General features: G+C 27.2%; 16 protein-coding genes. 5 read left to right on the top strand and 11 right to left on the bottom strand.

Annotation, left to right across the window (positions count from 1 at the left end):
- Positions 1-131: 131 nt before the first annotated feature.
- Positions 132-1,484, bottom strand: a complete 1,353-nt coding sequence (locus AC5LG6_RS03430) for an acetyl-CoA carboxylase biotin carboxylase subunit (RefSeq protein ID WP_498585707.1) — start codon at positions 1,482-1,484, stop codon at positions 132-134.
- Positions 1,485-1,493: 9 nt separating this feature from the next.
- Entirely contained in the window at positions 1,494-1,979 is a 486-nt protein-coding gene (gene accB, locus AC5LG6_RS03435) for an acetyl-CoA carboxylase biotin carboxyl carrier protein (protein ID WP_498585708.1), read from the bottom strand.
- A gap of 140 nt (positions 1,980-2,119) precedes the next feature.
- Here accB and AC5LG6_RS03440 point away from each other — a divergent pair, with 140 nt between their 5' ends.
- The 5 genes from AC5LG6_RS03440 to AC5LG6_RS03460 are packed head-to-tail and all read left to right on the top strand — an operon-like array spanning position 2,120 to position 6,777.
- Positions 2,120-2,554 carry a deoxycytidylate deaminase gene (locus AC5LG6_RS03440; protein ID WP_066164167.1) on the top strand — a complete coding sequence of 145 codons (435 nt, stop codon included), beginning with the start codon at positions 2,120-2,122 and terminating at the stop codon, positions 2,552-2,554.
- A gap of 53 nt (positions 2,555-2,607) precedes the next feature.
- Positions 2,608-3,435 (top strand): peptidylprolyl isomerase, encoded by an 828-nt coding sequence (locus AC5LG6_RS03445; protein WP_066156119.1) that lies wholly within the window; start codon positions 2,608-2,610, stop codon positions 3,433-3,435.
- A 20-nt stretch (positions 3,436-3,455) separates the two neighbouring features.
- Entirely contained in the window at positions 3,456-4,886 is a 1,431-nt protein-coding gene (gene gatB, locus AC5LG6_RS03450) for an Asp-tRNA(Asn)/Glu-tRNA(Gln) amidotransferase subunit GatB (RefSeq protein ID WP_498585780.1), read from the top strand.
- Positions 4,886-5,782 carry an NAD(P)H-dependent glycerol-3-phosphate dehydrogenase gene (locus AC5LG6_RS03455; RefSeq protein WP_260892257.1) on the top strand — a complete coding sequence of 299 codons (897 nt, stop codon included), beginning with the start codon at positions 4,886-4,888 and terminating at the stop codon, positions 5,780-5,782. The genes gatB and AC5LG6_RS03455 overlap by 1 nt, the downstream gene beginning before the upstream one ends.
- 8 nt (positions 5,783-5,790) lie before the next feature.
- Positions 5,791-6,777 carry a YhdH/YhfP family quinone oxidoreductase gene (locus tag AC5LG6_RS03460; protein ID WP_498585709.1) on the top strand — a complete coding sequence of 329 codons (987 nt, stop codon included), beginning with the start codon at positions 5,791-5,793 and terminating at the stop codon, positions 6,775-6,777.
- A gap of 29 nt (positions 6,778-6,806) precedes the next feature.
- Here AC5LG6_RS03460 and AC5LG6_RS03465 read toward each other — a convergent pair whose 3' ends face one another.
- The 9 genes from AC5LG6_RS03465 to AC5LG6_RS03505 form a co-directional block, all read right to left on the bottom strand.
- The gene (locus tag AC5LG6_RS03465; protein ID WP_434281731.1) at positions 6,807-7,013 is read right to left on the bottom strand and encodes a hypothetical protein; all 207 of its coding nucleotides are present in this window, start codon (positions 7,011-7,013) and stop codon (positions 6,807-6,809) included.
- A 71-nt stretch (positions 7,014-7,084) separates the two neighbouring features.
- On the bottom strand, positions 7,085-7,270 hold the full coding sequence (locus AC5LG6_RS03470) for a hypothetical protein (protein WP_498585710.1): 186 nt from the start codon (positions 7,268-7,270) through the stop codon (positions 7,085-7,087).
- A gap of 20 nt (positions 7,271-7,290) precedes the next feature.
- A complete protein-coding gene (locus AC5LG6_RS03475; protein WP_434258477.1) occupies positions 7,291-7,422 on the bottom strand; it encodes a hypothetical protein in 132 nt (43 codons plus the stop codon).
- 96 nt (positions 7,423-7,518) lie between these two features.
- The gene (locus tag AC5LG6_RS03480; RefSeq protein WP_260892253.1) at positions 7,519-8,205 is read right to left on the bottom strand and encodes a response regulator transcription factor; all 687 of its coding nucleotides are present in this window, start codon (positions 8,203-8,205) and stop codon (positions 7,519-7,521) included.
- Positions 8,202-9,569, bottom strand: a complete 1,368-nt coding sequence (locus tag AC5LG6_RS03485) for a sensor histidine kinase (protein WP_498585711.1) — start codon at positions 9,567-9,569, stop codon at positions 8,202-8,204. The genes AC5LG6_RS03480 and AC5LG6_RS03485 overlap by 4 nt, the downstream gene beginning before the upstream one ends.
- Complete coding sequence (locus AC5LG6_RS03490; RefSeq protein ID WP_498585712.1) at positions 9,566-10,102, bottom strand: hypothetical protein; 537 nt, start codon at positions 10,100-10,102, stop codon at positions 9,566-9,568. Before AC5LG6_RS03490 ends, AC5LG6_RS03485 begins: the two co-directional genes overlap by 4 nt.
- Entirely contained in the window at positions 10,092-11,570 is a 1,479-nt protein-coding gene (locus tag AC5LG6_RS03495) for a TonB-dependent receptor domain-containing protein (protein WP_498585713.1), read from the bottom strand. Before AC5LG6_RS03495 ends, AC5LG6_RS03490 begins: the two co-directional genes overlap by 11 nt.
- Before the next feature lie 23 nt (positions 11,571-11,593).
- Entirely contained in the window at positions 11,594-12,118 is a 525-nt protein-coding gene (locus AC5LG6_RS03500; protein ID WP_498585714.1) for a TonB-dependent receptor, read from the bottom strand.
- 88 nt (positions 12,119-12,206) lie between these two features.
- Complete coding sequence (locus AC5LG6_RS03505) at positions 12,207-12,707, bottom strand: helix-hairpin-helix domain-containing protein (protein WP_498585715.1); 501 nt, start codon at positions 12,705-12,707, stop codon at positions 12,207-12,209.

The following is a 12,707-nucleotide window of genomic DNA, read 5'->3' on the forward strand; positions in this document are numbered from 1 at the left end:
GTTTTTAGTATAAAATTACTAAATCTTAAAAAAAGATAGGCATATAAATGTGTATAAATCTGCGGAGTTTATCTAAAATATTATTAGATTTAGCTTTAAGAAAGATTTCTCTTTCTTAAAAGACCAAATTTTTAGATACTATCAAGACCTTTGTAGTTTTCAAGATATTTTGTATCGTAATTATTGCTTATGAAATCTTTGTTTTCCATAATTTTTTTATGAAATGGAATATTAGTTTTAATTCCTTCAACTTCAAATTCACTTAAAGCTCTTTTCATTATATTAATAGCTTTTTCTCTATCTCTTCCCCAAACTATTAGTTTTCCAATCATTGAGTCATAATGTGGTGGAACTATATAGTTTGTATAGATATGTGAATCTACTCTTACATTTCTTCCTCCTGGAACCATCCATTGAGTTATTTTTCCAGGACATGGTAAAAATGTATTTGGATCTTCAGCTGTAATTCTACACTCTATTGCATGACCTCTAAATTTGATTGTATCTTGAGAAGGAAGTTTCTCACCTTCGGCAACTTTAATCATCCACTCAATAATATCAAGACCTGAAACCATTTCAGAAACTGGATGCTCAACTTGAAGTCTTGTATTCATCTCCATAAAATAGATATTTTGTTGATCATCTGCTAAAAATTCAAAAGTTCCAGCACCTTCATATTTCAAATATTTAGTTGCTTTTACAGCAACTTCGTGAAGTTTTGCTCTAGTTTCATCATTTAATAAAATTGCAGGTGACTCTTCTATTACTTTTTGGTGTCTTCTTTGAAGTGAACAATCTCGCTCCCCTATATGAATCGCATTTCCATGAGAATCACCTATAACTTGAACTTCTATATGTCTAGGATTGTTTATAAATCTCTCAAGATACATTGTTCCATCACCAAAGGCTGCTAGTGCTTCACTTGAAGCTGCAAGATATTGTGAATCAAAGTCTTTTTCTTCTTTGATTAACCTCATACCACGTCCTCCACCACCAGCAGATGCTTTTGCCATAATTGGGTAACCAATATCACGTGCAATTTTTTTACCTTCATCAAGAGTTCGTACAGCACCTTTACTTCCTGGAACAACAGGAACTCCAGCCTTTACCATCTCTTCTTTAGCTTTTGATTTATCAGCCATTTTCTCCATTACTTCAGATGAAGGACCAATAAATTTAATATTGTGAAGTTTACAAATCTCTACAAAATCTTGATTTTCAGATAAAAATCCATAACCAGGGAAAATTGCATCACAACCTGTCATTTCAGCAGCTGTTATTAAAGCTGGAATATTTAGATAAGATTCACTTGATTTTGCACCACCAATACAAACAGCTTCATCAGCATGTTTTAAATATGAAGCATTTTTATCACCAGCACTATAAACAGCAACAGATTTTTTCCCCATCTCTTTTATAGTTCTAATAGCTCTTTGAACTATCTCACCTCTATTTGCTATTAAAATCTTTTTTATTTCTGCCATATGTTACTCTTAAACTTTTTCAACTATAAATATTGGCATATCATATTCAACAGGAGCTCCATTTTGAACTAAAATATCAATAATTTTACAATCAAATTCAGCTTCAACCTCATTCATAATTTTCATAGCCTCTAAAATACAAAGAGTTTGTCCTTTTCTAACAATATCACCAATTCCACAAAAAGATGGAGAATCAGGAGATGGAGAAGAGTAATAAGTTCCTACCATTGGAGCATTTATTGTTATACCATTTGCTCCATTATCTTTTGGTGCTTCATTTGAAACAGTAGGAGTAGATAAAACAGATGAAGATGTAGAAGCATTTTGAGTAACTGGAGCAACAGCTTGAACCATAGGCGTCGTAGAAACTGTAGTAACTCCACCTTCAAAACCTCTTTGCATAGAGATTTCAAACTCTCCTTCTTTAACTCTTAGTTTATTAAGTTCACTTTTATCGAAAACTCTAATTAACTCTTTTATATCTTTAAAATCCATATTTAGCCTTTTTTTTATAAAAATTTCTATGATAATATCAAAAAGTTTCTAATTTTTATATTTTTGGATATAAAAATAAGCTTTATTTAAGATTATAAATCAAATTTTGTTATAATCGAAAAAAAAATTTAGGCAAAATTATGATTAGTGATAAAAACTTTTTAAATATAGCAAAAGAGTTATCTTTTGCTTCTAAATGTGTATCAAAGCAAGTAGGTGCTGTAATAGTAAAAGATGGAAGAATTCTATCAACTGGATACAATGGAACACCTGCTGGTTATCAAAATTGTAGTGATTTTTGGGATGGAAAATATACAAAAGATCACCACGATTGGTCAAAAACTTATGAAATTCATGCAGAGATGAATGCAATTATTTGGGCTGCAAGAAAAGGTATTAGTATAGAAGGTGCTACAATTTATGTTACTTTGGAGCCTTGTAGTGAATGTTCAAAAAATTTAATAGCAAGTGGAATAAAAAGAATAGTATATGAGAAATCTTATGAACATACAAACTCTCAAATCATCTCAAAATTTTTAGAAGATAATGGTGTTGTTATAGAGCAAATTTTATAAATTTAAGGGAATTTCGATAAAATATCCCTTTTATCAAAGAAAGGATTCTCAAAATGCACAAATTTCTACTAGCTTTAGTATTAGGCTCAAGCTTAACATACGCTTCAACAATAAACGGTATAGCAATAACTGTTAATGATGAACCAATCACACAGTATGATATTGAAAAAACAATGTCTGTAAATAAAATCTCAAAAAATGAGGCAGTTAGTTACTTAATTGATAAGGTTTTATATGATCAACTAGTTAAGAAAAATAATATCACTGCTGATATTTTTGAAACAAATGAGTATATTGAAAAACTTGCAAACTCAAATGGAATGGATGTATATGCATTTAAATCAATAGTTAAACAAGAGTATCCAAATTATGAAGTTTTTGAAAATGAGGCGAAAAATGCTGTTATTAGACAAAAGCTTATTAGTAGTTTGGTTCGTGGGCAATTAGCAATTGCAAATGATGAAGATATGCAACTATATTATGAAAAAAATATAAATAAATATTTAACTTCAAAATATTTTGATGTTGTTCAATATAGCTCTACAAATAGAAATGCACTTGTTGATACAATTCAAAATCCATCAAAAGTGGCTTCAGGTGAAGTTACAAAAGTGCCATTAAAATTAGAGAGTAATAAAATTCATGCTCAGTTACAATATATTTTAAATGGTACAAAACCAAATACATTTACTCCAATATTTACAGCAGATAAGCAGTATGTAACTCTATTTTTAAAACAAGCAGAAGGGAAAGTTGCAATTCCTTTTGAAGTTGCAAAACCTAGAGTTTTTAATGATATTATGGAGCAAAGAGAGCAGACATTTTTGAAAGATCATTTTGAAAAACAAAAAGTAAAAGCAGATATAAAAGTATTAAGATAAGGATTTAAAATATGTCAAGTATGTTTGAAGTAGTAATTGGTTTAGAAGTTCATGTACAGTTAAATACAAAGAGTAAACTATTTTGTTCTTGTGCAACAAGTTTTGGAGAAGAGGCAAATAGTAACACTTGTCCAACTTGTCTAGCACTTCCAGGAGGACTTCCTGTTTTAAATAAAGAGGCAGTTCATAAAGCTATTATGCTTGGGACTGCTTTGAAATCACAAATAAATCAAGTATCAGTTTTTGATAGAAAAAACTATTTCTATCCAGATTTACCAACTGGTTATCAAATATCTCAATTAAGCACTCCTGTTGTTGGTCTTGGTGAACTAACTATTGATTTTCCAGATGGAAGTCAAAAAACTATTGGAGTTACAAGAGCTCATTTAGAAAATGATGCTGGAAAAAATATCCATAGTGGTAACCATTCACAAGTTGATTTAAATCGTGCTGGAACTCCACTTCTTGAAATTGTTTCAGAACCTGATATGAGAAGTGCTGAAGAAGCTATTTTATACCTTAAAAAACTTCACTCAATTGTAAGATATTTAGGAATTAGTGATGCAAATATGCAAGAGGGAAGTTTTAGATGCGATGTTAATGTATCTATAAGACCAAAAGGTGATACAAACTTTTACACTAGATGTGAAATTAAAAATATGAACTCATTTAGATTTATTGAAAAAGCAATTGCATATGAGGTAAATAGACATATTGAAGCTTGGGAAGATGGAGTTCACTCAACTGAAATTGTACAAGAGACTAGACTTTTTGATACAACTACTGCAGAGACAAGAAGTATGAGAGGTAAAGAAGATGCCGCTGATTATAGATATTTTCCAGATCCAGACCTTTTACCTTTAATTATTACAGATGAAATGCTAAAAGAGTATTCAAAAATTCCAGAACTTCCAGATGAGAAAAAAGCTAGATTTGTAAAAGAGTATGGACTTAAAGAGTATGATGCGTCTGTTATAACTTCATCTTTAGAGATGGCAAACTATTTTGATGAGATGATGAGTGAAGGAATTAGTGCTAAAAATGCTACAACTTGGCTAACAGTTGAGCTACAAGGAAGATTAAAAGAGGGTGTTACTATTGAAGAGTCACCAATAGATGCAAAAACACTAGCTACAATTGTAAAAAGAATTGAAGATAATACAATCTCTGGAAAAGCTGCAAAAGAGGTTTTAGATGATTTAATTGCAAACTCTTCAAAAGATGTAGATGCTACAATTGAGAAATTAGGACTTAAACAAGTTTCAGATGATGGAGCTTTATTTGCAATTATTGATGAAATTTTAGCTGCAAATGCTGATAAAGTAGCAGAATATAAAGCTGGAAAAGAGAAGATGTTTGCATTTTTTGTAGGACAAACTATGAAAGCAAGTAAAGGAAGTGCAAATCCTCAAAAAGTAAATGAGCTAATAAAAGAGAGATTAAGCAAATAATGAATAATGGCAAAATCGCAGTAATTGGTGCTGGAAAATGGGGACAAGCTCTTCATTTTGCACTAAATTCAAAACAAGAGTGTTTTATAACTTCAAGAACAAAAAGAGATATAAAAAATTTTGTACCTTTAGATTTTGCCCTATCTTGTGAATATTTAATTATTGCAATTCCAGCTCAAGAGATAAAAACTTGGTTAAAAGAGAATTTTGTTTTTAAAGGTCAAAAAATTCTTGTTGCTTCAAAAGGGATTGAAGCAAATAGTGGAGAGTTTTTAAACGAGATTTATTCATCATTTGTACCAGATGAAAATATTGGATTTATCTCTGGACCATCTTTTGCTGCTGAGGTTATAAAAGGTTTGCCTTGTGCTTTGGTGATTAATTCAAAATCAAAAAAAATATATGAAGAGTTTAGTAAATTTTTCCCAAATTTTATAAAAACATATTATAGTTCAGATGTTATTGGAGCTGAGATAGCAGGAGCTTATAAAAATGTTTTAGCAATTGCAAGTGGAATTTGTGAAGGATTAAATCTCGGAAAAAATGCACAAGCTTCTCTTATTTCAAGAGGTTTAGTAGAGATGCAAAGATTTGGAAAACATTTTGGAGCAAAAAAGATGACTTTTTTGGGTCTAAGTGGTGCAGGTGATCTATTTTTGACTGCAAATTCTACAATGAGTAGAAACTTTAGAGTTGGTTTAGGACTAGCAAAAAATAAGAGTTTAAAAGATATTTTAGATGAGTTAGGTGAAGTTGCGGAGGGTGTAAAAACTGCTGATGCAATTGATAAACTCTCAAAAAAATATAAAATCTACTCACCAATAGCAAATGAAGTAAAACTCATACTAAATGGCAAAAATCCAAAAGATAGCTTAAAAGATTTACTCAAAAATTAAGGATTAAAATGAAAGCTTTTGTAGTTGAAAAAAATCATAATGATGAAATTATTTCTGGTGTAAAAGATGTGCTTAAACCAATTTGTGGAGAGAATGAAGTTATTATTAAGGCTACATATTCATCTTTAAATTACAAAGATGCTCTTAGTTCAGTTGGAAATCCTGGAGTTACTAGAGTTTTTCCACATATTACTGGTGTTGATATTGCAGGAGAGATTGTTGAGACAAAATCTAATATCTTTAAAGTAGGGCAAAAAGTTATTGTTACTGGATATGATTTAGGTATGAATACAAATGGTGGGCATAGTCAATATGTTAAAGTTCCTGCTTCTTGGGTGGTAGCAATTCCTAGCTCTTTAAGCGATAAAGAGGCTATGATTTATGGAACAGCAGGACTTACAGCAGCATTGAGTATAAATGAACTTATAAGTAATAATATAACACAGGAAAGTGGTGATATTTTAGTTACTGGTGCAACAGGTGGAGTTGGCTCTTTGGCAGTTGCAATTTTAAGTAAGTTAGGTTTTAATGTAGTAGCTCTTTCTGGAAAGGAAGATAAAATTAGCTATTTAAAAGAAATTGGTGCGAGTGAAGTGGTTTTAAGAGAAGAGTTTTTAAAAGATAGCTCAAAAGCCCTTTTAAAACCAAGATTTGCAGGAGTCATTGATACAACAGGTGGAGATATTTTATCAACAGCTTTAAAACAGACAAATTATGATGGAGTTGTTACTTGTTGTGGACTTACGGCTTCAAGTAGTTTAAATACAAATATTTTTCCATTTATTCTAAGAGGTGTAAGATTAATTGGAATTGATAGTGTTGAGTGTATTTTAGATAAAAAACAAGATGCTTGGGAAAAATTAGCTGGTAAATATAGTATTAAAAACCTAAATGAAATTACAAATGAAATAAGCTTGGATGGTATAAAAGATGCTTATGAAAAACTTCTAAATGGTACTGCTGTTGGAAGATATTTAGTAAAAATAGATAATTAAACATGGGATTTAAATCCCATTTCTAATTTTTAAAACACCCACCCAGCTTGAACTAAAAACTTACTATTTTTATGATTTGTATATTCACTACTTATTGGTTTTGAGTTTAAATTCCAAGCTATTTGTGTTCTTAAAAAGAAATCATCAAATGATGAGTAGTATCCCAAACCAATATCTTGTAGAGTTTTTCTTTGAAATGTTGTATCAAGATTTTTTTCTTGATATACATTTCCCATATCATAAAAGAGTCCAATTTTATGATTATATGAAGCAATATTAGGAAGTTTTGAAAATATTTTAAAACTATCTATTTTTTTATTATTTTATAAAACTTAGCATTTGTAATATTTTGAATAAACTTTGGTTCAATCTCATGTAGTGCGATAATATTTACAAAACTATTTTCCATATACCAACCTTTTCCAGTGTCAATTATTTTTTCTGTTTCAAATAGCTCTATTAACTCATCTTTTGAAACAATAATATCTTCCAAGCTAACTCCTAAATATATAATTAGATCTTAATCCAACTATCTTCATCATCTATTTCAAACTCTTCTTCTAGTTCATATATAATAAAATTGCAAATCCCCTTATTTGCAATCTCAATGTTTTGATAGTTATGATTTATATAATTAATTGACATGTAATATCCTATAAATTGTTTCCTAGAAGTGAATTATAAAAAAAGAGTGTGATGAAGTGTGAAGTTTTTAATAAAAAAATAGTTAAATTTAAGATTTTAACTATTTTTTAAAATGTAACCAACACCATAAACATTTAAAATAGTATCTTTGGGAAGTTTTTTTCTTAAGTTACTAACCAAAGATTTTACACTATCAAGTGATACTTCAACAAAAATATCACTCCAGCAATGAGACATAATATCTTCAATAGTTATATCTTTATTTCTATTTATTATAAAAAGTTCTAACAAAGAGAGCTCTTTTTTACTAAGTTTTAGCTCTATATTTTTATTATAGAGTTTTTTACTAGTTTGATTAAAATATACATTTTCATCAAATCTTATTATTTTTTCGGAGCTTCTTAATAAATCAATAGAGATTTTATCAAGCATATCTTTTACTTTTTTCAAAGTTGCTGGTTTTATTAAATAGTAATTTACATCTATGTTTATGGCTTCCAAAAGTAAAGTGTCGTTTGAGTGTGCAGTTATTAAAACTATTTTTGTTTTATAGTCATTTTCTCTTAAAATTTTTGTTAATTCAATTCCTGTTAAATGAGGCATATAAATATCAAGTATCATAACATCTGGTCTATTTTGTTTATATATTTCTAAAGCTTCTTTACCATCATTTGCAGTAAAAACCTCTTTAAAATAGCTAGAAAAATACTCCAACATCTCTTTTTGAATAGCTTTATCATCTTCAGCATAAAGCAATGTAAAATTTTTTAAATTTTCTCTCAAAACTCTTTTCCTTTTGGTATTTCTAATATAAATTTTATTCCATTATCTACAGCTTTTACTTTTATATCACCTTTGAAACTACTTTGTATAATAAGTTTAGAGATATATAAGCCCATTCCAGTACCTCCACTTTTATATTTTGTTGTGAAATATGGTTCAAATATTTTATCTATAATATCCTCTTTTATACCACCAGCACTATCTTTTATAGATATAAAATAGTGAATATCATCTTCGTAAATATCTATATTTATATATTTTTTTTCTATATCTCTTTCTTTAAATCTATCTATTGAATTTGATAATATAGATATTATAACTTGCATAAACTCACTTTCATAAGCATTTATATAAATCTCTTTTTGATTTAGATTTACCTCTATATCTACTAATAAAGTATTTAAAACCTTTAAACTCTTCTTTATAGAGTTTGATATTTCAAAACTTTCTTTAGATTTGTGTGGATTTAAAAACTCTCTAAATGTATCTATTGTATTTGACATATGATATAAAGCTTGTGATATATCATCTAATCTATTTTGCAAATATTTTTCATCATATTTTTTAAGTTCAATACTTCTATCTGTATTTAAAACTATTGCATTTATTTTCATAAGAGGTTGTCGCCATTGATGTGCTATATTGTCAATCATTTCACCCATAGAGGCAAGACGATTTTTTTGCATAATCTCTTTTTCATATAAAATTTTTTTTTCAAGTTCTTCTTCGATTTTTTTTACCATTTTTACTGCACTATTATTTATTACAGAGATCTCATTTTTAAACTTATCTTCTATTAAGCTACTATTTTTTTCTAAGCTATAATTTTTCATACCCTCTTTTAATTTTATAAGTGGTTTTAGGTTATATTTTATTAAATATGAAGATAATAAAAGGGAAAAAATAAAAAAGATAGCAATGAAAATTAAAAATTGATAAAATTCAGTTAAAAGTTTTGAGTAAATAGATGAAAAAGTATAAAATACCTTTAACTCACCAATATTTGATTTTAAAATAGTGTCTTCCAAAATAGTATGATAAATTTTTAAATCTTTTATATCACTATTTATATTTTTATATACAATTTTATTGTTGCTATTTGTTACCTCAATTCCAACTAACTCTTTATGTAGTTTGATACTATCATTTACAATCTCTTTTATATTGTTTTCTAAACCTAGAGTTAAATTTATAGAGATTACTGGAGATATAGTTTTTATAATAGAATCAATCTTCTCATTTTGAAGTAAAACGAACTGGTTTGATACAATAGCGTAATTTTTATATATAAATATTGATATAAAAATGGTAAAAACAAAAATATTGATTATAGCTATTTGAGTTACAATACTTAAATTTCTCATCTTATTTTTACCACACTAAATATAGAGTTTTGGAGTTCGATTTTACTGTTTTTTAAATCTTCAAGATTTAAAAGTATATCTACTTTTGAAGTTATGGATAGTCCAAAAATAACTCCTAAATCCAAATAGCTATTATCATAAGCAAAAGTAAGTCTACTATTAGAAGATAAGATTTTAGATATTTCTAATATTTTTTCATCTTTTCCTAATAATAAAATATATGCTGTACTTAATTTATTTCTATTAAATTCACTATATTTTAAACTATTTACTTTAAGATTATAATCTTTTAAAGATTTGTACTCTTTTTCTATTTTATCTTTTAAAATTTCTACTACCCTGTAATCTATCTCTTCATATAAAATTGTAAGAACTACACTATTTTCTAATAGCTTATCTTCAAAATTATTGTCTAATAATATAATTTTTGGAAATACTTTTGCTTGAAAATCTAAAAAATTTATATTATATACACTATTTGCAAAGAGTGAAAATTGTAAGAATATTATGAAAAATATTTTTTTAGAAATCATAACTAAAACTTGTAAACCAAGTTCTTCCTTCTCTTAGCATCTTTTCATCTTTAGTTTTATTTCCGTAGTAATAATAGTTTTGGTCAAATAGATTTTTAGCTCCAAAAGATAGTTTAGAGTCTTTTGAGAACCTATATGATAGAGTTAAATCTGTTAATAAAACATCACCAATCTCTGTTCCATTTAATAGATTTTTATCTCCATAATACCTTAAAAGTGGACTTATTGTAAATTTTGAACTTAAAGGATAAATAAATCCTAAAGTAGTTGTAAGTTTAGATACAACTGGCGTATTAATATCAAAATTATAGTAACTATTTTTATATTCAAAAATATTATAGCTACTATTTAAAAATAGTTTTGAACGATTTTCAAATAGTTTTGAATACTCTAACTCTAAACCATAATTATTTTCATCATCACTTTTATTAATAAATTTATATTTATTTGTATCAAACTCTCTTGAATCAATACCATTTTTATAGATAGAATAAAATAGATTTAATTTAAGTTTATCTTTGTTATCACTGTAAATATATATTAATTCAGCACTTTCTATCTCTTCATTTTTTAAATCTTTATTACCATAAACTCTTAGATGCCCAACCATTGAATCTTCAATAGAAGATGGTGTTTTACTAGATTTTGATAGAATAAATTTATATATATTTTTATTGTCATTTGAATAAACTGTTCCTAGTTTAAAACTTTTAGCACTATCAAACTCTTTAAAATCATCAAGTTTTGCTAAAAAAGAGAGTGTTAAATTCTCACTATAAGAGTAAGTATCATTAAAATAATAAGAGATATTTGTTTTATCTTCTATATCTGAAATATTTCCATCTTTACCACTTAATTTTGTAAGATGAGGTTTATTTGGAATATATGAGCTTCCAATTAAACTTCCAATCTTATAATCTTCATCAACATTTGTATAAAAATCATTTTTTACAGTTGATTTTCTTGAAAGATGTACTCCAAAATCAATCTCATGATTATTAAAAGTACTATTTTTTATTAAAAAAGATAGATATTTGTCTCTTTGTGCAAAATCTAAATTAAAATGTGGATTATATAAACCTAGGTTATTTGGTTCGAGTTTATAGAAATATGAATTAAATTGATAATTATTTTGTAAAAAACCTATTTTTGATTCAAGAAGATTATTCTCTGAAATATCTTGTACATATTTTAATTCGCTTGCAATAGTTTCATATTTTGAATATCCATCATCATTAAAATCTAGTAAATTAAACATACCATAGTTATTTTGTCTATCACTTTTTATATATCTATTTGAAAACTCAAAATTATCATTTTTAAATGATAATAAAAATCCAACATCCTCTTTACCCTCTAAAGACTCTTTTTTTCTATCAAAAGAAGTTCCAAATTCTTCTGTAGTTAATGTTGCACTTGGTGCATCTACTTTTTTATTATCTTTTAAATAGTAAAAACCTAATCCCATATCAAATGAGCCCAATTTTTCACTTAAAGATAAAGATGTAAATCTTTTATAAAGCTTCCTGTTTGAAAGCTAATATTATTTGAGTTTTTGATAGAACTTTTAGTGATTATGTTTATACTTGCAACAAAACTATATGGATTATTTAAACCAAATGTTGCACCTTTTGATATCTCTATTCTATCTATTAAACTAATAGGAAAATTTTCAAAATTATTTGCGCCAATATTAATACCATCGATAAAAAATCCAACTTTTTCATATATAGTGTTTAAAGGTTGAGTTTGCCCGCGAACTGATATAAAAGGAGCAAATGCAGTTCCTGAGTATGTTTGAATACCTGGAATAAAATCTAAAGCTTCTCCTAAACTATGTATTCCAAAAGCTTCTAAATCAGAAGCATATAAAACAGTCATAGCAGTTGGTTTATAATCTATATTTAAATTAGTTTTATCTGTGTAGTTATTTAAATTATCTAATAAATTTCCTAACTCTTGTGAAAATGAGCTTATTGTGAAAGAGAAAAATAAGATAAGCTTTTTTAAATACACTTTTTATTCACCTAAATAATGATTTTTTAATATTATATTTTAAAAGAGTGATGAAGTGTGATATTTTTTAAGAAGATTTTTGAATTTACTATTTTGTAGTTAAATCGATATTATCTTCATTTTCTTCATCTAAAAGCTTTTGGCTATAGCTTGTCTCTCTTCCTGTTTTTAGAATTTTTGCTTGCTCTACCCATTGATTAGCTCGTACATAGTTTGGAAGATTTAAAAAGTTTTCTATCCACTCCGAATTTTTACTAGACCAAATTGATATTTGTTCAAAATGATAAATTCCAAGTTTAAATAACTCATTTTCTATATCTTCATCTATCCCTTTTATCTTTTTAAGATTATCTTTTTTATTTGATGAACTTAAAACCATAGGCTTAAAATCTAAACTAGCACTTTTATTAAAAATGGGATTTATTTTAAATTTGTTTTTCTTAATAGTGTTTTCATCGTTATTTTTACTACATTGTATAGAGTTAAATTTCTCTTTATTTCCTTTTCCAAGAATATAACCAAGAACTAAACCTAAAATAAATGCAACTGATAAATTTATAACAATATATTGTGCAATCTCTACTAGCAT

It is taken from the genome of Arcobacter thermotolerans, from assembly GCF_983172305.1.